General features: G+C 73.9%; 19 protein-coding genes, 1 pseudogene and 1 riboswitch. Of the genes and pseudogenes, 6 read left to right on the forward strand and 14 right to left on the reverse strand.

The genetic code is table 11. From position 1 onward, the window contains the following. The 5 genes and pseudogenes from ACFXPX_RS21165 to ACFXPX_RS21185 form a co-directional block, all read left to right on the forward strand. Positions 1–1,273, forward strand: a pseudogene (locus ACFXPX_RS21165) (hypothetical protein); the annotation flags it as partial. A gap of 138 nt (positions 1,274–1,411) precedes the next feature. Next, positions 1,412–2,728: a sensor histidine kinase gene (locus ACFXPX_RS21170; RefSeq protein WP_380526369.1), complete on the forward strand. Its 1,317-nt coding sequence runs from the start codon at positions 1,412–1,414 to the stop codon at positions 2,726–2,728. Beyond that, entirely contained in the window at positions 2,692–3,348 is a 657-nt protein-coding gene (locus ACFXPX_RS21175) for a LuxR C-terminal-related transcriptional regulator (RefSeq protein WP_380526367.1), read from the forward strand. The genes ACFXPX_RS21170 and ACFXPX_RS21175 overlap by 37 nt, the downstream gene beginning before the upstream one ends. A gap of 106 nt (positions 3,349–3,454) precedes the next feature. Beyond that, positions 3,455–3,898 (forward strand): ArsR/SmtB family transcription factor, encoded by a 444-nt coding sequence (locus ACFXPX_RS21180; RefSeq protein WP_380642744.1) that lies wholly within the window; start codon positions 3,455–3,457, stop codon positions 3,896–3,898. Between the two features lie 375 nt (positions 3,899–4,273). Then, complete coding sequence (locus ACFXPX_RS21185; RefSeq protein ID WP_380590212.1) at positions 4,274–4,504, forward strand: hypothetical protein; 231 nt, start codon at positions 4,274–4,276, stop codon at positions 4,502–4,504. 1 nt (position 4,505) lies between these two features. Here ACFXPX_RS21185 and ACFXPX_RS21190 read toward each other — a convergent pair whose 3' ends face one another. The 9 genes from ACFXPX_RS21190 to ACFXPX_RS21230 form a co-directional block, all read right to left on the reverse strand. Further along, positions 4,506–5,129, reverse strand: a complete 624-nt coding sequence (locus ACFXPX_RS21190) for a nucleoside deaminase (RefSeq protein WP_380590215.1) — start codon at positions 5,127–5,129, stop codon at positions 4,506–4,508. Between the two features lie 50 nt (positions 5,130–5,179). Continuing rightward, positions 5,180–6,610, reverse strand: coding sequence for a nitrate/sulfonate/bicarbonate ABC transporter ATP-binding protein (locus ACFXPX_RS21195; protein WP_380642746.1), 1,431 nt, complete (start codon positions 6,608–6,610; stop codon positions 5,180–5,182). Continuing rightward, positions 6,607–8,385 (reverse strand): ABC transporter permease, encoded by a 1,779-nt coding sequence (locus ACFXPX_RS21200; RefSeq protein WP_380590218.1) that lies wholly within the window; start codon positions 8,383–8,385, stop codon positions 6,607–6,609. The genes ACFXPX_RS21195 and ACFXPX_RS21200 overlap by 4 nt, the downstream gene beginning before the upstream one ends. Before the next feature lie 99 nt (positions 8,386–8,484). Further along, positions 8,485–8,850, reverse strand: a complete 366-nt coding sequence (locus ACFXPX_RS21205) for a glyoxalase (RefSeq protein ID WP_375894320.1) — start codon at positions 8,848–8,850, stop codon at positions 8,485–8,487. Beyond that, positions 8,847–9,329 (reverse strand): hypothetical protein, encoded by a 483-nt coding sequence (locus ACFXPX_RS21210; protein WP_380526357.1) that lies wholly within the window; start codon positions 9,327–9,329, stop codon positions 8,847–8,849. The genes ACFXPX_RS21205 and ACFXPX_RS21210 overlap by 4 nt, the downstream gene beginning before the upstream one ends. 67 nt (positions 9,330–9,396) lie before the next feature. Further along, positions 9,397–9,810, reverse strand: a complete 414-nt coding sequence (locus ACFXPX_RS21215) for a winged helix-turn-helix domain-containing protein (protein ID WP_380526355.1) — start codon at positions 9,808–9,810, stop codon at positions 9,397–9,399. A 35-nt stretch (positions 9,811–9,845) separates the two neighbouring features. Further along, positions 9,846–10,106, reverse strand: a complete 261-nt coding sequence (locus tag ACFXPX_RS21220; RefSeq protein ID WP_380526354.1) for a hypothetical protein — start codon at positions 10,104–10,106, stop codon at positions 9,846–9,848. A gap of 70 nt (positions 10,107–10,176) precedes the next feature. Further along, positions 10,177–10,518 (reverse strand): hypothetical protein, encoded by a 342-nt coding sequence (locus ACFXPX_RS21225; protein WP_380526352.1) that lies wholly within the window; start codon positions 10,516–10,518, stop codon positions 10,177–10,179. A gap of 103 nt (positions 10,519–10,621) precedes the next feature. Then, on the reverse strand, positions 10,622–12,271 hold the full coding sequence (locus ACFXPX_RS21230; RefSeq protein ID WP_380526350.1) for an NRAMP family divalent metal transporter: 1,650 nt from the start codon (positions 12,269–12,271) through the stop codon (positions 10,622–10,624). Between the two features lie 361 nt (positions 12,272–12,632). Then, positions 12,633–12,810: riboswitch (M-box (ykoK) riboswitch) on the reverse strand. 178 nt (positions 12,811–12,988) lie between these two features. Between ACFXPX_RS21230 and ACFXPX_RS21235 the strand changes: the two genes are divergently transcribed. Beyond that, the gene (locus ACFXPX_RS21235; protein WP_380642748.1) at positions 12,989–14,314 is read left to right on the forward strand and encodes a YhgE/Pip domain-containing protein; all 1,326 of its coding nucleotides are present in this window, start codon (positions 12,989–12,991) and stop codon (positions 14,312–14,314) included. Positions 14,315–14,320: 6 nt separating this feature from the next. Here ACFXPX_RS21235 and ACFXPX_RS21240 read toward each other — a convergent pair whose 3' ends face one another. The 5 genes from ACFXPX_RS21240 to ACFXPX_RS21260 form a co-directional block, all read right to left on the reverse strand. Continuing rightward, a complete protein-coding gene (locus tag ACFXPX_RS21240; protein WP_380642750.1) occupies positions 14,321–16,639 on the reverse strand; it encodes an FdhF/YdeP family oxidoreductase in 2,319 nt (772 codons plus the stop codon). A gap of 154 nt (positions 16,640–16,793) precedes the next feature. Next, entirely contained in the window at positions 16,794–17,711 is a 918-nt protein-coding gene (locus tag ACFXPX_RS21245) for a LysR family transcriptional regulator (protein WP_380642752.1), read from the reverse strand. Then, positions 17,712–18,581, reverse strand: coding sequence for a formate dehydrogenase accessory sulfurtransferase FdhD (fdhD, locus tag ACFXPX_RS21250; protein ID WP_380590226.1), 870 nt, complete (start codon positions 18,579–18,581; stop codon positions 17,712–17,714). Positions 18,582–18,640: 59 nt separating this feature from the next. After that, entirely contained in the window at positions 18,641–19,879 is a 1,239-nt protein-coding gene (locus tag ACFXPX_RS21255) for an MFS transporter (protein ID WP_380642754.1), read from the reverse strand. Between the two features lie 157 nt (positions 19,880–20,036). Next, on the reverse strand, positions 20,037–20,504 hold the full coding sequence (locus ACFXPX_RS21260; protein ID WP_375894288.1) for a GreA/GreB family elongation factor: 468 nt from the start codon (positions 20,502–20,504) through the stop codon (positions 20,037–20,039). Positions 20,505–20,584: the final 80 nt, after the last annotated feature.

The following is a 20,584-nucleotide window of genomic DNA, read 5'->3' on the forward strand; positions in this document are numbered from 1 at the left end:
GCGCGTCCTGCCCTCCGGGTGGTCGGTGGACGCCGTGGACGCCGCCCGGCGCTCCGACTGGGTCCTGGTCGGCGCCTGCCTCGGCGGACTGCTCGCCCTGTGCGGGCTGCTGTTCGCCGCCTGGACGGCCCTGCTGGCCCGGCAGTTGGTGCGCGGTACGGCGGGGGGCGGACGGCCCGCCGGCCGTCGGCGCGGCCGCCCGCGGCTCCTCCCGGACACCCCAGGGGCCGCCGTTCTCGGCAAGGAGCTGCGCCTGTGGGCGCGCGACCCGCGCCGGGCCCGCTTCCTGCGGATCGCCCTGTGGACCGGCCTGTTCACCGGCCTGCTGCCGGTGCTCGGCGGCTTCCCGACCGTACTGCCGTGGACGGGCGTGGTCACGGCGCTGTACGCCGGTGCGCTCGGCTCCAGCCTGTACGGGCTGGACGCCGGCGCCCTCTGGCTGACCCTGGTCGCCCCCGGCGCCGAGCGGATCGACGTCCGGGCCCGGCAGCTGGCCTGGCTGCTGCTGGTCGGCCCGGCCGCGCTGCTGCTCACCGTCGCCGGGACGGTGGCCGTCCCGAACGGCTGGGCCTGGCCCTGGCTGCTGGCCGCCCTGCCGGCGGTGCTCGGTGCGGGCGCGGGGCTGGTGCCGCTGATGTCGCTGCTCGGCCCGGCGCCGTTCCCGGACCGGCCGGGCGGCAACCCGCTGGACGGATTCAGCGACGAGAGCGGCGACCAGGTCCGGATGCAGAGCCTCGCCGTCCTGCTGCTCCAGCTGTTCGCCGCGCTGCCGGCCACCGGCGTGGTGCTGGCCGGGACGCTGCTGCACAGCGCACCGCTGCGCTGGGGCGGCACGGCGGTCGGCCTGGCCACCGGGCTGCTGTTCGCCGGGTGGATGGGCCGGGCGGCCCGGCGCCGACTGGAGACCCGCGGGCCGGAACTGCTGGACGTGATGCGCAAGGGCGTCCGCCGGAAGGCCGGCTCGGCGGACCGCTCGCCGCGGGAGCAGGACCTGCTGGACCAGCTCTCCCGCCGCCGGACCGCGGTCGCCGGGCTGCTGGTGACGGCCGGGGTGCTGAGCACGGCCCCGCAGGGCGCAGTGGCGCTGGCCATGTCGCTGCTCGCGCCGGCCAACCGGAGCTGGTTCCTGGCCCTGTACCTGCCGCCCGCCTGGCAGGTGCCGGTCGCGACGGGGTTCATCCTGCTGGGCTCGGTGTGCTTCGTGGGGGTGTACCGGCTGATCCGCGCCAAGCAGGCGGCCGAGCGGGCGGCCGAGGGCGTAACGGGGGGCTGAGCCGGGCCCGTTGCGGGGCTGCCATCATGATCGTCCAGCACAGCACAGCACAGCACAGCACAGCCGCAGGGCAGCACAGCAGGACACCGCACAGCAGGACACCGCACAGAACCGTCGAGCCGACCGGAGGCCCACCCCGTGAGCACCCCGCAGTCCCGAGGCGCCGAGGCGCTGCGCACCGCCCTTTTGGCGCTCGGCCGCCTCGCCGTCCTCACCCTGCTGATCCCGGTCGGCGCGGTGATGGGCGTGCTCTTCGTGGTCTCGTTCCTGCTCTGGGTCGGCGCCGGGCTGGTCCCGTTGTTCCCGGTGACGACCCGGGTGGTCCGCTCCGCCGCCACGGCCGCCCGCTGGGCCTCCGGCCACTGGTCCCAGGTGCCCGTACCGGTGCCGTACGTGCCGCGCCCGGCGCTGGAACGCACCCTGCACGGCTGGTACTGGACCGGCCACGACTACCACAAGAACCGCTGGTTCGCGGGCTTCGCGCTCAAGCTCCGCTGGCTCTGGAACGACCCGGCGACCTGGCGGGACGCCGCCTGGCTGCTGGTCGACCCGCTGGTCGGCGGCGCCGTCGCGGCCGCGCCCGTCCTGCTGACCGGCTACGGCCTGTACGGGCTGGCGCAGCCCGTACTGCCCGAACCCGGCCCCGGCTACGGCCTGTTGCCGCTGCCCGGGCTGCTCGGACCGCTGCTCGGCCTGGTCCTGGTGGCCGCCGGACTCGCCCTCGCCGGGCCCGCACTGCACCTGCACGGCCGGTGGACCCGTACCCTGCTCGGCCCCACCGAGCGCTCCCGGCTGGCCCATCGGGTCGAGCAGCTCACCGAGATCCGGCTGGACGCCACCGAGGCCCAGGCCGCCGAGCTGCGCCGGATCGAACGGGACCTGCACGACGGCGCCCAGGCCCGGCTGGTCGCCGTCAGCCTGCGGCTCGGCGCGGTGGTACCGCTGATCGACCGGGACCCGGAGAAGGCGAAGCAGGTGGTGACGGACGCCCAGGAGAACGTCACCCAGGCCCTCCAGGAGCTGCGCGACCTGGTGCGCGGCATCCACCCGCCGGTGCTCGCCGAACGCGGCCTCGCCGAAGGGATCCGGGCGCTCGCGCTGGACGTGCCGTTGAAGGTCGAGGTCCGGGCCGAACTGCCCGGGCGGGCGGAGGCGCCGGTGGAGTCGGCGATGTACTTCGCGGTCAGCGAGGCGCTCACCAACGCGGTCAAGCACGGCGACGCCCGCCACGCCGGGGTGGAGCTCACCCACGCCGCCGGACTGCTCCGCGCCGAGGTCTTCGACGACGGTCGGGGCGGCGCCGACCCGGAGGGCGGCAGCGGCCTGCGGGGCATCCAGCGCAGGCTGGCGGTGTTCGACGGTACGCTCACGCTGACCAGCCCCCCGGGGGGCCCGACCAGGCTGATCATGGAGCTACCGTGCGTGTTGTCCTCGCCGAGGACCTCGTCCTGCTGAGGGACGGACTCGAACTCCTGCTGAGCGCCCACGGCCACGACATCGTCGCGGCCGTGGAGAGCGGGCCGGAACTGTCCGCCGCGCTCGCCGAGCACCGCCCCGACATCGCCGTGGTCGACGTCCGGCTGCCCCCCACCTACTCCGACGAGGGCCTCCAGGCCGCGCTGGCGGCCCGCCGCGAACAGCCCGGACTGCCGGTGCTGGTGCTCTCCCAGCACGTCGAGCAGCTCTACGCCCGGGAGCTGATCGCCGACGGCGCGGGCGGCGTCGGCTACCTGCTCAAGGACCGGGTCTCCAAGGCCGACCAGTTCGTCGACGCCGTCCACACCGTCGCCGCCGGCGGCACCGTCATGGACCCCCAGGTGATCACCCGCCTGCTGGCCCGCAACGCCTACGACGAGCCGCTCGCGATGCTGACCCCGCGCGAACGCGACGTGCTCGAGATGATGGCCGAGGGCCGTTCCAACGCCGCGATCGCCCTGCGGCTCCACTTCAGCGAGGGCGCGGTCAGCAAGCACACCTCCAACATCTTCGCCAAGCTCGGCCTCGGCGCCTCCGACGACGACAACCGCCGCGTCCTGGCGGTACTCGCCTACCTGAACGGAACCCGCGCGGAGTAGGGCACCGGAAGTCGGCGGGGCCGACTTCTGCTGCTGGGGCCGTACTGCCGGGGTGGGGGTGCTTGCCGGGGGTGGGGGCGGGGGCGGGCGTCGGTACGATCGGCGTATGGGCGGTGCGAAGGACGAGGCCTGGGACGCGGATGCGGCCGAGCGGGCGGTGGCGGTGTTGAAGGCGGTGGCCGACCCGTCGCGGTACCGGTTGCTGTGGGCGTTGAGCCGCCGGGAGCTGCCGGTCAGCGAGCTGGCCGAGCTGTTGGGCGCGCACGTGGCGGCCACTTCGCAGCACCTGGCGAAGCTGCGGGTGGCGGGGCTGGTGGTGGCCCGCCGGGAGGGGACGCGGATCTTCTACCGCGCCACCGAGGTGCGCGGGCTGCTGACCGAGGCGGCCGTGATCGCCAACGACCTGCCGGACCGCAGCGGTGGTGGCGGTGGTGTCGGCGGCGCGGCCGCGGCCGCCGACACGGCGGAGCAGCCCTTCGGCCGGGCCGCCCGGGCCGCCCGCGCCGTCCGGGGGGTGCGCGGCCGCCCGGCGGCCGGTCCGACGGGCTGAGCCGGGGCCGGCCCGATGGGCTGAGCCGGAGCCGGTCCGGGTTGTGCCGGAGCCTGTTCGGGTTGTGCTGAGCATGCCCAATTGGTCTGGACCACTGGCCGGAACGCGCGGGTCTCCCCGCCCTCGCCCCACCGGGTGACCGCTCCGCCCCGGGGGCCTGCGGGGCGGGGGAGGGTGCGGTCCTTCGCCGACGGACCGAGGGCTGGGGCCGTCGCGCCCCGGGAGTCCGCCGCCCAGGCGGCCCCGGCGGCTTCCGGCCGAATTGGTCTCGACCATTGCCCTCCGTCCACCGGTGCACGAGGCTGCTGCGCACCGGGCACCGGATCATCACGACCGGAGCCCTCGCCACCGGAACAGGAAGGCAGCAACACACCCATGCGCAAAGCGATTTCGACCCTGAGTCTGACCGGACTACTGGCTGCCGGCGCGCTGCTGGCCGCGCCGTCCGCGCAGGCTGCCAGTTTCGTCTACATCGGCATGTACCCGAGCGGCGCCGCGTGCGACGCGGCCGGCAAGGACTACGTGGCCCGGGGTGAGGCGATCACCTACTTCTGCGACGTCGCCCCGAACACCGCCCGGCTCTCGATCGTGCCCTCCTGGCGATAGGTCAGACCCCTTCGCCGAAAGGCCCGGTGGCCGCACGGTCGCCGGGCCCGCCACCACCACCGCGGATGACCTGGGCGCGGCGGAACAACTCGTCCGTCTCGGCGGCCAGCACCCCGCCCAGCAGCAGTCGCGGGTGGTAGAAGGAGTCGGCGGCCTTGGCCACGTCGACGGCGGACAGGTCGATCTGGTCCAGGCCGGCGCGGCGCAGCCCCTCGATCGAAGTGGCCCAGACGACCTGGCCGATGCCGGCCCAGGCGCAGGCGCTCATGCACATGGGGCAGGGTTCGGCGGTGGTGTACAGGGAGGTGCCCGCCCACTCGGGGCTGCCGTAGGGCTGCCCGAAGTCGTCGATGGCGACCATCTCGCCGTGGTAGGTCGGGCCGTCCTGCGCCGCGTTGACGCCCCGGGCCACCACCTCGCCGGAGCGCACCAGCACCGCCCCGAAGGGGTAGCGCTCGTTCCTGTGCCCCTCCTCGATCGCCGCCGCCATGAAGCGCTCGTGGTCGCTGCGCGCGGTGGCGGGTGCCGGGTGCGGCGCCGCACCCACTGCGCCCGCCGCACCCACTGCGCCCGCCGCGCCCACCGCTCCAGCTGCGCCGAGGAAGTGACGCCTGTTCAACACCACGCTGTGCTCCGTCCGGTCGGCGTACGGGGTTCCGGAGCATTCTCCCCGCCCTACGCCTCCTCCGACCGGTATTCCTGCCGGGCCGCGTCGTAGCCGAACAGGCCCGCGTAGCGGCCCCAGTCGGTGGCGGTCTCCAGCTGCCGGTCGACCTGTTCGCTGGTGTAGTGGTGGGCGAGGAGGTCGCGGAAGAAGCCGGCCCGGGCGGTGGCGCCGGGTTCGCCGCCGAGGCTGTTGGCGATCAGCTTGACCAGCGGGACGTCGAGGGCGGCGCCGGCGAAGAGGGCGCGGGAGTCCTGGACGTCGGCGTGGGCGAAGGCGGTGCCGTCCTCGGTGAGCAGGAGGTCGTCGCCGTGGATCTCGGCGAAGCCGAGCAGGTCGAGGGCGTCGACCTGGGGGAGCATGTCGTCGATGTCGAGGCCGAGTTGGTCGGCGAGGTCGGCGAGGTCGCAGCGGCCGGCGCGGTGGGCGATCATCTCGGCCAGGCCGGAGAGGCCGTCCACGCTGGCGCTGGGCAGCGGGGTGTTGGCGACGGTCCGGCGGTCGGGGCGGTCCGGGTCCGCGGGGTCCGGGTCCGTGCGGTCCGGTTCGGTGGGGCCGGGCTCGGTACGGTCCGGCTCGGGGCGCCCGGCCGCCCGGGGGTCCTTGGGCCGGCCGGTCATGATCCGGTAGACCCGGTCGACGAGTTCGTCGAAGGCGGCGGAGTCGCGGTCGCGCGGGCGTTCCAGGTCGACGTCGACGGTCTCCCGGATGGTGCCGTACGGGCGGGAGCCGAGGACGACGACGCGGTCGGCCATCAGCACGGCCTCCTCGATGTTGTGGGTGACCAGGACGACGGCGCGGGTGGGGAACTGGCCGGACTCCCACAGTTCCAGGAGTTCGCCGCGCAGGTTCTCGGCGGTGAGCACGTCGAGCGCGGAGAACGGTTCGTCCATCATCAGCACGTCGGGTTCGACGACCAGGGCCCGGGCGAAGCCGACGCGTTGGCGCATGCCGCCGGAGAGCTCCTTGGGGTAGGCGTTCTCGAAGCCGGTGAGGCCGATCAGGTCGATGGCCTGGTCGGCGGCGCGGGCGCGCTCGCGCGGGGGCACCCCGCGGGCCTCCAGGCCCAGTTCGACGTTCTGCCGGACGGTCAGCCAGGGCAGCAGGGCGAAGGTCTGGAAGACGAGCGCGGTGCCGGGGTTGGCGCCGGTGAGGGGGGTGCCGCGGTAGCGGACGGTGCCGGAGCTGGGCGGCAGCAGGCCGGCCAGGCAGCGCAGCAGGGTGGACTTGCCGGAGCCGGAGCGGCCGAGCAGGGCGACGATCTCGCCGGCCCGGACGGTGAGGTCGATCCCGGAGAGCACCGGGAGTTCGCCGTCGGCGCCGGCGTAGGACTTGGTGAGGCCGACGGTCTCCAGCAGGGTCGCGCCGTCCGCCACGGCGGGCTGGGTGACGGCGGGGGCGGGGCGGGAGGAGAACGGGAAGCGCATCGGGGGGAACCTCATTGGAGCGAGTAACGGCGTTCGGCCAGGCGGTACAACCGGCGCCAGACCAGGCGGTTGAGGGCGACGACGTACGCGCTCATCACCGCGACCCCGGCGAGCAGGTGCGGGTGGTCGCCGCGTTCGGTGGCGCCGGCGATGTACGCGCCGAGGCCGGTGGCGGTGAGGGTGGTGCCGCCGAAGGTGACCACCTCGGAGACGATGGAGGCGTTCCAGGCGCCGCCGGAGGCGGTGATGCCGCCGGTGACGTACGCCGGGAAGATGCCGGGGACGATGAGCCGCCGCCAGCGCTGCAGGCCGCGCACGCCGAGGTTGTCCATGGCCTCGCGCAGGTCGCTGGGGATGGCCATGGCGCCGGCGATGGCGTTGAACAGGATGTACCACTGGGCGCCGAGGGCCATCAGCAGCACGCCGCCGAGGTCGATCGACAGGCCGGTGCGCAGCAGCAGCCAGACCACCAGCGGGAACAGGAAGTTGGCGGGGAAGCTGGCGAGCACCTGGACCAGCGGCTGGGCGATCCTGGTCAGCCGGGGGGAGAAGCCGATCCGCACGCCGATCGGCACCCAGACGACGGTGGCGACCGCGACCAGCACCACCACCCGGGCCAGGGTGGCGAGGCCGAGCAGCAGGGGCTCGCCGAAGACGCCGAGGCCGGTGGTGCCGGCGAGGTAGCGGCCGAGGTCGACCAGGCCCCAGAGCACGATGCCGCCGGAGACGACGGCGAAGAGGAGGTCGCCGGTGCGCTGCCGGGCGCGGCTGACCGCGAGCGGCCGGTCGTCGGTGCCGAAGACCCGTCCGGCCCGGTCCAGGGCCCGGCCGAGGGGCCGCAGCACCCGGCCGAGCAGGCCGGGCAGCCGGGAGCGGCGCAGCAGGGCGAGCACGACGGAGCGCTGCACCTCGGTGGCCTCGGACTGCTCGTTCTTGAAGCGTTCGGCCCAGGCGGTGAGCGGCCGCCAGAACAGGAAGTTCACGCCGATGACCAGGACGGCCATGGTGGCGATCGCCCAGCCGACCCGGCCGAGGTCGCCGGCGGCGATGGCGGCGCCCGCGTAGGAGCCGACCCCGGGCAGGGCGTAGCGCTGGTTGTCGACGCTGATCGCCTCGGAGGCGACCAGGAAGAACCAGCCGCCGCCGAAGCTGAGCATGCCGTTCCAGACCAGGCCGATCATGCCGGAGGGCAGTTCGACCTTCCGGAACCGCATCCACCGGCTGAACCGGAAGGAGCGGGACAGCTCGTCGAGTTCGCGCGGCAGCGAGACCAGTGAGTGGTAGAAGCCGAAGGTCATGTTCCACGCCTGGGACGTGAAGATGGCGAACACGGCCGCGCACTCCAGGCCGAGCTCGGAGCCGGGGAACAGGGCGAGGAAGCCGGTGACGGCGACGGTCAGGAAGGCGAGCACCGGCACCGACTGGAGGATGTCCAGCGCGGGGATCAGCACCCGTTCCAGCCGGCGGCTGCGGGCGGCGGCGTAGGCGTAGCCGAAGGTGAAGCCGACCGAGAGGACCAGCGCCGCGAACATCCGCAGCAGCGAGCGCGCGGCGTCGTACGGCAGCCGGGCCGGGTCGGTGTCCACGGCGGCGTCGCGCGCGGTGGAGAACCGTACGGTGGTGCCCTGTCCGACCCGCAGTGCGAGGTAGAGCAGGACCAGGACGGCGGCGGCCACGACCACGTCCGCCCAGCCCGCCCGGGGGGCCCGGCCCGCCCGGGACGGGCGGCCCGCGGTCCGGGGCGGCAGCGGGCCCCGGGACGGGCCCGGGGCGGACTTCGGGAAGGACATGACGGGGACCTCCGGCGCAAACCCGGGCAGTCTGCTCCCTTCTGACGTCCGTACGCAAATGGACCGGTGTTTCGGTCCGGTGCTCAGGCCGGAGGGGGCCTACGCGGTTTCGACGAACTCCAGCAGGTTGCCGACCGGGTCGGTGGTGTAGAAGCGGCGCCGGGGCGGGAGGCTGTCGTCCCAGACGACCTGGGCGCCGAGTCCGGCGAGGCGTTCGGCAAAGTCCTCGATCTCGCAGACCGCCATCCCGGGGTGGGCCTTGACACTGGGGCGGAAGCGCTCCTCGATGCCGAGGTAGAGCCGGACCCGGCCGCCGTCGGCGGCGAACCAGCAGCCGCCGCGGCCGGTCAGCGGCTGGGGCTTGGGGATCTCGGCCATCTGCAGGACGTCGCCGTAGAAGGCGCGCAGCAGGGGCTCGCTGCCGGGTGGCGCGGAGAGCTGGACGTGGTCGAGGGCCGTGATCACTTCGGCTTCCTCTCGGAGGGGTCGGACGGGGTGGACGTGGCGTGCTGCCGGGCCGCGGTGACCAGCAGCCGGGCGGTCGGGGTGGGCAGGCCGAGGTGGTGGGCGATCCACTGGGGGTCGTGCCCGTGGGTGGCGAACACCCAGGCGGTGTAGAGCCGGTTGAGGCCGGGGGCGTCGGGGCCGAGCAGGAGCGGGCGGACCTGCTCCATCGGGAAGCCCTCCAGCGAGCGGGCGCTGAACCACTGGGCGTCGTCCTCCGGGGCGGGAGGTGCGGCCAGGCCCGCCCGCTGCCGGCTGTGGGCCAGCAGCAGGGCGAGCAGCAGCCCGACGGCCGAGCCGCCGATGAGCACGCCGGAGAGGAACAGGCGCAGCGGAGCGGGCGCGGCGCCGAGGGCGGCGACCTGGAGGGCGAGGAGGAGCACGGCGACGCAGAGCGCCGTACCTCGGCTCGTCCAGGGGAACAGGGCGGTCCGGGTCATGCGGTGTCCTCCTCCGGTTGGTGTCGGCGCTGTCGGTGGTGCCACTGGCGCTGCGGCGGGGCCGGCCTCAGGCGGCGCGGACCAGCCGGGGGTCGTACTTGTAGCCGATCTGCCGGACGGTGGCGATCGCCTCCCGGTGGCCGGGGCCGAGCTTGCGGCGGATCCGGGCGATGTGGGTGGCGATGGTGCGGGTGTCGCCGGTGTCCGGCCGGCCCCAGACGGACTCCATCAGCTGGCGGCGGGAGTGCACCCGCAGCGGGTTGCCGACCAGGTGGGCGAGCAGTTCGAACTCCAGGTACGGCAGGTCGAGGTGCTGGCCGTCGACGGTGACGGTGCGCTGCTCCTGGTCGACCACCAGGCCGGCCGAGTCGAGGACGGGCCGCGGGCCGGGGACGGTCCGGGCGGCGGGGACGGCCCGCAGGGCGGGGGCGGCGGTGTGGTCCGAGAAGATGGCGTCGAGCCTGCGGTAGCGCACGGCCATGGCGGATGCTCCTTCGGCTGGTGGGGTCGGTCGGGTCAGTGGCCGGGGTGCCAGGAGGCTTCCAGTCGGGCCGTCCCGTCCGGGCCGGTGACGGAGTGCCAGCTGGCCCGCATCCGGGTGGGCCGGTCGTTCGGAAGTCCCGGGGCCGGGCTCGGGGCCGGGGCGCCGACGGCGCGCAGCACGGTGTTGTCGAGCGGGCTGGCGGCCAGCCGTCGGCCCACCGCGGCGAGGGCGGCGCGCAGTCGGCCGCGATCGGTGGACGGGAGGGCGGGCTGGAAAGCGGCAACGATGGACATGGCTGGTCACCTCCGTGACAGGACAGGCAAGATCTGAACAAGTGCGCCGGTGCGCAGGGGAGTTGATGATTCAGGCGGCGGCGGGCGCGGGCGTGGTCGCGGCGGCGGCCCGGTGGCGGGCGGCGGCGAGGGCGATCCGGTGCGCGGCGGCCGGCGGAAGGTCCGCGGTGGGGGTCCCCCCGGCCGGAGGCTGGGGGAGGGCGAGCCAGTCCGGGCGGTGGCCCTGGCGGGCCAGCAGGTAGGCCAGGTGGACACGGGGCTCGTACGCGGAGGCCGGGGTGTTGCGGGTGCCCGAGCGGGGGCAGCTGCCGGGGTCGTCGAGGCGGTAGGCGCGCTCGACGCCGTCGTGCAGGGCGAGTCGGACGCTGGGGCAGTGGTGGAAGAGGTGGTGGAAGGGGGTGGTGGTGCGCATGGCCGTACTGCCTTCCTTACCCCGGGTGCGGGGTGGTCGAGGGTTCCGGGGCGGGGCCGGGGGCGGCGGGCCGTGGTGTGCGGCGCCGCCCCCGGCGTCCGGGTCAGTGGTTCAGTGCGGTCTGCACGATCTTGACGATCACCATCACCATCGCGACCAGCAGGTAGACGCGCAGGGCGCCCATGCCGAGCTTGCGGGTGGTGGACATCACCGGCTTCTCCAGGGTCTCCAGCGGGGGCATCCGCCAGTTCTCCCGGCCGGTGCGGTCGATCGGGTCCTCCTTGGTGCCGCGGCGGCCGGAGAGGAAGGAGTACCCGGCGACCAGGACGCCCGCCACCCCGCAGCCGGCCATGATCCGCAGGATCGCGTCCGAGCTGATGTCCGGCCAGACGACGGCCGCGGTGAGGATCAGCGACAGCGTGACCAGCACGCCGACCACGGCGGCGGTGAAGGCGTTGGTCTTGGGACCGTTCACCCAGGGGCCGAGCACCGCCTTGTCGTTGCAGAGCAGCAGCAGGAAGACGGTGGCGGAGGGCAGCAGCACCCCGGCCAGCACCTGGACGAACTGGGTCATCAGGCCCTGCATGTAGCCGGTGGACAGCAGGGTGATGGCGGCCGCGGCGATCACCAGGCCCGCGTAGATGCCGTAGAAGCCCTTGGCGCCCTTGACCCCGCGGTGCAGCGAGTGCTTGATGCCGAAGACGTCGCCGATGGCGTAGGCGGTGGAGAGCGAGACGGCGAAGGCGCCGATGATCGAGGCGTCCAGCAGGGCGATGGCGAACAGCACGCCCGCCAGGTGGCCGGCCTTGTCCTCGATGCCCTTGGCGACGGCCCCGGCGTCGGAGAACTGGCCGAAGCCGTCGGTGCCCGCGAAGGCGGCGGCGGTGAAGCCCATCATGGCGGCGGCGCCGATGATCACGATCGCGATGCCGATCCAGAGGTCGGCCTTCTCGTACTTCATGAAGCGCGGGGTGATCCGCTTGTCGATGACGTACGACTGCTGGAAGAACAGCTGCCAGGGGGCGACGGTGGTGCCGACGATCGAGATGATCACCAGCATGACCGCGGCCAACTCGCCCGCGCCGCCCGGCATCTGCGGCACCACGAAGTCGTGGGCCATCTGCGAGGTCTTCGGGTGGACCATGAAGTAGATCGGCACCAGCAGCAGCGAGCCTATGCACAGGGTCACCGCGACCCGCTCGAAGCGCTGGAAGGAGCCGGTGAAGGCCGAGGCGATGATGATCGCCGCCGCCAGCACCACCGAGGCGACCTTGGGCAGGCCCAGGTAGCCGGCCGCGAGCGTCACGCCGATGAACTCGGTGACCAGGGTGAGGGCGTTGAGCAGGAAGAGGTCGATGACGCTGAACGCGCCCCAGAACTTGCCGAAGCGCTCCAGGATCAGCCGGGCGTGGCCGACACCGGTGACCGCGCCCAGGCGCAGCACCATCTCCTGGTTGACGTACAGCACGGGCACCAGCATCAGCAGCGTCCACAGCAGCTGGGTGCCGTAGTTCTGGCCGGCCTGGCCGTAGGTGGAGAAGGCGCCGGCGTCGTTGTCGCCGACCATCACGATCAGGCCGGGGCCGACGATCGCCAGCAGGGTCTTGAGTCTTGCCGACAGGCCTTGGCGCGGTGCGTCGTCATCGAGCTTGATGGTGCCGAGCGCACCCTTGATGTCGCCGACGTGGGCGTCGTCCAGTACGGCCGAACGCTGCTTCTGCGGCTTGGAGTTGAGTGTGGCGTTGGTGGTCATGACGTTCCTCCCGTGGACCCCGGGACAGGCGGGGTGATGGGGGCGCGCAGCAGTAATTCCCCCTGCGTGCGGGCACGGCGCACCGGCCCGCGGCGGGGCGGTGCCCGGGCGGGCACGGCGGAGCCGCGTGCGTGCTGGCGAACGGTGCGACGACGTCGCCGCCATGACGTGACGGTGCGTCAGTTGTACGCGCAGGGAAGGTTGTTACCGCGTGCCGGAGGTGTACGAGGGCAGGCGGGGGCAGGGGCTACTGTGGCCCGGACTACTGCAATCCATGTCTCTCGCCTCCTCCCGGTCGACGCACCCCGTGGTGCGTGTCATCGACACGGCAAGGAGTTCACCGGCGCGCGCGACTGCCACCGGTTCACCCCAACTCGTCAGAGCTTTGGCACTCCACGGCGTGTCCAACCCGTTCGGGCCGGAAGCCACTTCGGATCAACCCTTAGGTCGGGAAGATCTGTCCTAACCCTGGGCGTCTCTCGACGTCGTCGGATCAGTGGCCTGTGTCCGTGAAGAAGCCTCACCGAACGAGGTGCCTTCTTCAAACCTCCAGAAGCATAGACCGACGGAAGCGCGATACTTGCGCACTTGGTAGAACCTTTACCTTTCGCGAGGCGTGACGTCCGTCCGGGTGACGCGGGTTTGAGCGCCACGTGACGACGGAACGACTTCCCGCCGGATCCGTACCCGCACACGCACACGCAGCTGAGGGGTGGCATGGCGACCGCAGGCTCCCAGACCGCAGGACCTCCGGGGGCTCCCCGGCGGGCGAGGGCGCTGGCACTCGCCCGGCGCCCGAAGCTCTGGCTCTTCCCCGGCGTCCTGTGCGCCCTGGTGGCCGCGCTGCTCTCGCTGCTCTACCTGGGCGGCATCGTCAACCCGACCGGGCACCTGCACCGGCTGCCGATCGCCCTGGTGAACGCCGACCAGGCCCCGCCCCCGCCCGGCCAGCCGGTCAACCTCGGCACCCAGCTGACCCGCGCCGTGGTGGCCGGGATCCCGGGCGACACCGTCCGCTGGCGCCAGACCGACGACGCGGGCGCCCGCGACCTGCTCGCCGCCGGCAAGGTCTACGGCGTGCTGCTCGTCCCCGCCGACTTCACCGCCACCGTCACCGCGCTCGCCGCCGGCGGGGCCACCCATCGGCCCACCCTCACCGTCCTCACCAACCCCGGCCTGGGCAGCCTCGGCTCCTCGATCGCCGCCCAGATCGCCCAGAACGCCGCCCACCAGGCCTCGGTCGCGGCCGGACAGCGGCTGCTGGCCGCCGTACCGGCCCAGGGCGGCCCGGGCGCCCAGGGGCCGGACACCGGCGCCACCGCCCGGCTGCTGCTCGCCGACCCGTTCGCCGTCGCCACCCAGGTCGGCCACCCGATCGGCAGCCACAGCGGCCTCGGCCTGAGCGCCTTCTACTTCACCCTGCTCGCCGTGCTGACCGGCTTCATCGGCGGCAACATCATCCACAACGGCGTCGACACCGCGCTCGGCTACAGCGACAGCGAGATCGGCCCCTGGCACACCCGCCGCCCGACCGTCCCGATCAGCCGCACCCAGACCCTGCTGCTCAAGATGCTGATGACCGCCGGGATCATGCTGGTCACCACCTCCCTGGTGCTGCTCTGCACGGCCGGGATCCTCGGCATGGACGCCCCGCACCAGGCCCTGCTGTGGGTGTTCGCCTACTGCGCCAGCCTCGCCGTCGGCCTCGGCGTGCAGGCGATCAACGCCGCGTTCGGCGGGATCGGGCAGCTGGTGTCCATGTTCGTGTTCATCGCGCTCGCCCTGCCGTCCTCCGGGGCGACCGTCCCGCTCCAGGCGGTGCCCGGCTTCTACCGCTTCCTGGCGGTCTTCGAGCCGATGCGGCAGCTGAGCGACGGCATCCGGGCGATCCTCTTCTTCGACGCCCGCTCGGACGCCGGGCTGGCCCGCGGCTGGGTCATGATCGCCATCGGGGTGGCGCTGGCCCTGGCCTTCGGCTTCGGGATGACCCGCTACTACGACCGCAAGGGCCTGCACCGCTGGACGCCCCAGCCCTCGGAGTAGGCCGGTCTAGCTCTTCGTCACGGTCACCTTGAGGTGCTTCATGATCGGCTGGTCGCTCTGGGTGCTGTGGTCGCCGATCGCGCACAGCACGTTCAGCTCCGGCATGTACCCGGCCGCGCAGCCGCGCGGGATGTCGTACGGGACGGCCAGGTAGCCGTGCACCGAGCGGGTGGAGCCGTCCCGGGCGGTGCTGGTGACGTCCACCGGGTCGAACTCGGCGATGCCGCGCTCGCGCATGTCGTCCCGGTTGAGGAAGACCAGGGTGCGCAGGTTCTGCACGCCCCGGTAGCGGTCGTCGTCCGAGTAGATGGTGGTGTTCCACTGGTCGTGCGAGCGCATCGTGCCGAGCGCCAGGGTGCCGGGCGCGGGGACGACGTCGGGCAGCGCGGCGGCGGAGAACTCGGCCTTGCCGGAGGGGGTGAGGAAGACCAGTTCGCGGGCGGGCTGCTTGATCCGGAAGCCCAGCGGCAGCCGCACCCGGCGGTTGAAGTCCTCGAAGCCGTCCAGGACTTCGGCCATGGTGTCGCGGATCCGGTCGTAGTCCTCGATGTACCACTCCCACGGGGTGGGGCTGTCCGGCAGGGCCGCGCGGGCCATCCCGGCGACGATCGCCGGCTCGGAGAGCAGGTGCGGTGAGGCCGGGCGCTTCATGCCGGCCGACAGGTGCACCATGCTCATCGAGTCCTCGACCGAGGTGGACTGCACCCCGGCGCGCTGGTGGTCCTTCTCGGTCCGGCCCAGGCAGGGCAGGATCAGCGCCCGGCGGCCGTGCACCAGGTGGCTGCGGTTCAGCTTGGTGCTCACCTGGACGGTCAACTCGCAGGTGCGCAGGGCCTGGTAGGTGTAGGGGGAGTCCGGGGCGGCGAGCGCGAAGTTGCCGCCCATGCCGACGAAGACGGTCACCTCGCCGCGCCGCATCGCCTCGATCGTCCCGACCGTGTCCAGGCCGTGGGCGCGCGGCGGGTCGATCCGGCAGACCGCGCCGAGCCGGTCCAGGAAGGCGTCGGCCGGCCGGTGGTCGATCCCGCAGGTGCGGTTGCCCTGCACGTTGCTGTGCCCGCGCACCGGCGAGGGCCCGGCCCCCTCCCGGCCCAGGTTGCCGCGCAGCAGCAGCAGGTTGACGATCTCCCGCACGGTGTCCACCCCGTGCTCGTGCTGGGTGACGCCCAGGCACCAGCTGAAGATCGAGCGGTCCGCCTCGCGGTAGACCCGCGCCGCCTTGAGGATCTCCGCCCGGCCCAGCCCGCTCTGGCGCTCCAGCTCCGCCCAGGGCGTCTGCTCGCAGACGCGCCGGTAGGCCGCGAAGCCGCTGGTGTGCCGCTCGATGAAGAGCCGGTCCAGTGCCCCGTCGTCGGCCGCCGACTGCTCCAGGAGCGCCTTCGCTATGCCGCGCAGCAGCGCCATGTCGCCGCCGATCCGCGGCTGGAGGTTGAGCGTGCTGGTGCGGGTCGCCCGGTTCAGCGCCATGTCGGTGAAGTCGTGCGGGATGATCGTCCGGGTCGCCGCCGCCTCGACCAGCGGGTTGACGTGCACGATCTGCGCGCCGCGCCGGAAGGCCTCGGCGAGCGAGGTGGGCATCCGGGGCGCGTTGGAGGCCGCGTTGACACCCAGGATGAACAGCGCGTCGGTGACCTCCCAGTCCTTGAGGTCGACCGTCCCCTTCCCGGTGCCCAGCGCCGCCTGGAGGGCCCGTCCACTGGCCTCGTGGCACATGTTGGAGCAGTCGGGGAGGTTGTTGGTGCCCAGCTCGCGGGCCATCAGCTGGTACAGGAAGGTCGCCTCGTTGCCGAGCCGGCCGGAGGTGTAGAACGCCGCCCGGTTCGGGTCGTCCAGCCCCCGCAGGGTGCGGCCGACCAGGTCGAACGCGTCCTTCCAGCCGATCGGCAGGTAGTGGTCGGTGTCCGGGTCGTAGACCATCGGCTCGGTGAGCCGGCCCTGGTCCTCCAGGGCGAAGTCGCTCCAGTCGGACAGCTCGGTCACCGAGTGCGCGGCGAAGAACTCCCGGCCGACCCGCTTGCGGGTCATCTCCCAGGTGACGTGCTTGATGCCGTTCTCGCAGATGTCCAGGTGCAGGCCCTTGGTGTCGTCCGGCCAGGCGCAGCCCGGGCAGTCGAAGCCGCCGTTCTCGTGGTTCATCCGCATGACGGCCCGCGGGCCGTCCAGGTACGCCCCCTCGCGGGCCATGAAACGGGTGACGCTCTTCGCCGCGCCCCAGCCGGCGGCGGGGTGGTGGTACGGCGCGTAGCGGGGCGGCGCGGCGGGGGAGGGGCCGACCTCCTCCGGCCGCTGCGGGGCGGCGGTGGCTTCGTCGTCGGAGGTGGTCACGGTGCTCGCCTTCCGTCGCGCGGCTGGGTCACTCGGGGGTCCGGGTCGACGCTACGCCGGGCCGTCGGCCCCCGCGCGTCGACCGCTACGGCCCCCGTGCACCGACCGCTACGGCTCCCGCGCGTCGACCGTTGCCGCTCCCGCGCGTCGACAGCTACGCCTTCGGCAGGGCGCCCAGCACCCCGGCCAGGTCCGTCCGCCGGGCCACCTCCCGCAGGGCGCGGGCCATCACCGACCCCGGCTCCCGGGCCGCGGTCACCAGCCCGATCGGCGTGCTGTGCACCGGCTCCACCAGCGGGACGGCCCGCATCCCGGGCGGCACCCCGAACACGTGCAGCCAGGCGTACGGCACCACGCTCGCCCAGTGGCCGGCGCGCACGTGCGCGAACAGCGAGCCCACCGAGTCCGTCTCCACCCGGGGCACCGGCGCCAGTCCGAGGCCCGCGAACACCCCGTCCAGCACCCGGCGGCCCTGCATGCCCGGGTGCAGCAGGCACAGCGGCAGCCGGGAGGCCTCCGTCCAGGTGGCGTGCGGCTGCCCGGCGAGACCGTCGGCGGGGCCGGTCAGCAGGACGTACCGCTCCTCGTACAGCGGGACGGTGCGCACGCCCTCGGCGCCCTGCTCCGGGAGGTAGCTGAGGCCCGCGTCGATCTCGAAGTCCCGCACCTGGCGCAGGAGTTCATCGGCGCGCAGGTCGGTGGACAGCTCCACGGCGGCCAGCGGGTGGGCGGTGCAGAACGGTCCGGTGAGCAGCGGGACGGCCCCCGAGGCGGTCGGCACCGAGCCGATCCGCAGCCGTCCGCTCAGCCCGGTGCGCAGCGCGTCCACCTCGTCGCGCAGGGCGTCCCGGTCGGCCAGGATGCGCTGCGCCCACCGCACGATCCGCTCGCCCTCGGGGGTCAGGCCCTCGTACGCCCGGCCGCGCCGCACCAGCAGCACCCCCAGTTCGTCCTCCAGCTTGCGCAGCGCCTCGGACAGCGCCGGCTGGGAGACCCGGCAGGCCTGGGCGGCGCGGGCGAAGTGCCGCTCGCGGGCCAGGGCGACCAGGTACTCGAGCTGGCGGAACAGCATCTACTCGGCCTCGGCCTCGGCGGCGTGCCCGGCCTCGGTCGGGTCGGTCAGGTCGATCCGGTCGGTGCGGGTGTACACGTTCATCGAGTCGCCGCGCAGGAAGCCGACCAGGGTCAGCCCGCTCTCCTCGGCCAGGTCCACCGCCAGCGAGGACGGCGCGGAGACGGCGGCGAGCGCGGGGATGCCGGCCATCACCGCCTTCTGCACCAGCTCGAAGGAGGCCCGGCCGCTGACCATCAGCACCGTGCCCCGGGCCGGCAGCAGGCCCTCGCGCAGCGCGTGGCCGACCACCTTGTCCACCGCGTTGTGCCGCCCCACGTCCTCGCGCAGGCAGAGCAGCCGCCCCTGGGCGTCGAACAGCCCGGCCGCGTGCAGGCCGCCGGTGCTGTCGAAGACCTTCTGGGCGGCGCGCAGCCGGTCCGGCAGCGCGGACAGCAGCTCGGGGGTGATCCGCAGCCCGTCCGCCGCGACGCTCCACGGCGCGGTGGTGCGCACCGCGTCCAGGCTGGCCTTGCCGCACAGGCCGCAGGAGGAGGTGGTGTAGAAGTTGCGCTCCAGCGAGGCGTCCGGGGCGGGCACACCGGCCGCGAGCACCACGTCCACCACGTTGTAGGTGTTGCCGCCGTCGGCGGTGGCCCCGGCGCAGTAGCGGATCCCGGCCAGGTGGTCGGCGGCGTGCAGCACGCCCTCGCTGACCAGGAAGCCGGCCGCGAGGTCGAAGTCGCTGCCGGGGGTGCGCATGGTCACCGTCAGCGGACGGCCGCCGACCCGGATCTCCATCGGCTCCTCGGCGGCCAGGGTGTCGGGGCGGTGCGAGGGCACGCCCTTGCGCAGCCGCAGCACCCTGCGGGGTACGGTCACTCGGCCCATGGTCGTCGGCTCCTCGGGTGGGTCGCGGGTCGCGGGTCGTGGGTCGGCCTCGCGGCCGGTCAGGTCTGTACGGATGAATCCTCGCGCGTTTCCGGGCCGGCCGGGTGCCCGGGCAGGTGGCGGCGGCTGTGCGCGCCGGTGACCGCCAGGCAGAGCACGCCGACGGCGGCCATGCCGACCAGCAGCGCCGGGTAGGACGCGCGCCCGGCCGTGCCGGCCAGCAGCAGCGGGGTGAGGAAGCCGCTGGAGGTGGTGCTCTGGTAGAGCGCGGCGGAGGTCGGTCCGGCGGGGTTGCGTCCGGTGGCGCGTCCGGCGCTGCGGGCGGTGAGCCGCTCCACCTCGTGCAGGCCCGCGCCGAGGGTCAGTCCGTACCCGGTGCCGAGCACGACGGCGGCCGCCAGCACCAGCCCCACCGAGTCGCGGTCGGCGGCCAGCGCGCCGAGCAGCAGTCCGGCGATCACCGTCGCCATCGCGGTGAGGGTGGCCCGGGCGCTGCCCGCGTCGTCCAGCCGGGCCGCGAAGGGCTGGGCGAGCACCCCCATGGCGAGCGTCAGGGCCGCCACCAGACCGCTGAACAGCGGTGCGTAGCCCGGCAGATGGTGGGCGACCAGCGGCGGCAGCACGACGTAGCCGACGGTCGCGGCGCCCAGCACGGCGGGGCTGGCGGGCAGCACGACGTAGCGGAACCGGGGGTGCTGCACGGCCGCGCGGTGGTGCTCCGCGGGCCGGACCGGGCGGCCCACCGGCGCCGCGTCCGGGAGCCGGCCGGTGGCCCGCAGGACCAGCAGACAGGCCGCGGCGTGGGCGAGGCAGGGCACGAGGGTCGGACCGGGCAGCCACTCCGAGAGGACGCCGGAGGCCAGCGCACCGGCCGAGAAGCCGATCCCGGTGGCGTACATCGCGCGGCGCGCGGCGGCCACCGGCGACACCCCGGGGCCGGAGAGCTCCCGCAGCCAGGTCGTCCCGGCCGGGAACACCAGCCCGGCCGCGAAGCCGGTCGCCAGCCGGGCGACGTACCCGGTGGGCTCGTCGCCCAGCGCCAGCAGCGCGCTGGCGGCCGCCGACAGGGCGAGCCCGGCCCGCACCGTGCGCCGGCGCCCGTACCGGTCCGCGGCCGGGCCGCCCAGCAGCAGCCCGGGCACCAGCCCGACCAGGTACACCGAGAACATCCCGGCCAGCGACACCGGCGACCAGTCCGTGTGCGCCCGGTAGACGCTCGCCAGCGCGGTGAACTGGTTCGCTCCCCAGGCGGCGACCGCCACGGCGGCCGCGGCCGGTATCCAGCGGGCGGTGCGCACGTGCGGGGTCTCCTCGGACGGTTCGCTCGGACGGGGAATCCGGCGGCGGTGGGCCGCCCGTCCAGTGTCCTGTCCGGCATCGTCGCAGGTCAAAGAGGTCGTACCAGTCGTCCGATCGGCGCGGCCTATCGAACGGGACGACCTCCGACGGCCCCGGTCAGCCGCTGCCGCCCACCGCCAGCACGACCGCGCTCGCCGCGCCGCCCGGCGTCTCGTAGTTCACCGTCTCCCCGGCGTGGCGGCCCAGCAGCGCCTTCCCGAGCGGGCTGTCGTACGTCACCAGGGTCAGCTCGCGCTCCTCGGCCAGCTCGGAGATCTCGACGGTCTCCTGCTCGCCGTCGGAGAACCGCACGGTGACCGTCGACCCCACCCCGATCACGTCCGTGGACGGCGCCCCGGCCACCTCGGCCTCCCGCAGCCGCCCCTCCAGCTCGACGATCCGCCGGTCCAGCCGCGTCACGTCCGAGGCCCGCTGCAACTCGTCCGCCGCGTCGGCGCGGTCCCCCACCGGATCCTCCCCGCGCAGGGTCGCGGCCACCTCCCCCCGCTCCGCCCGCAGCTGCGCCAACTCCTCCTGCACGGCACGCAGCCCCTCGGCACTGATCGGTTCCGGCCCACCGCTCATCGCACGCTCCCGGGTCTCTGAGGGAACACCCAAACACCGGTCGCCTCTCATTACCCCACCCCACCGAAGCCCGGGCAAAT

It is taken from the genome of Kitasatospora sp. NPDC059146 (assembly GCF_042786665.1).
GTDB lineage: Bacteria > Actinomycetota > Actinomycetes > Streptomycetales > Streptomycetaceae > Kitasatospora.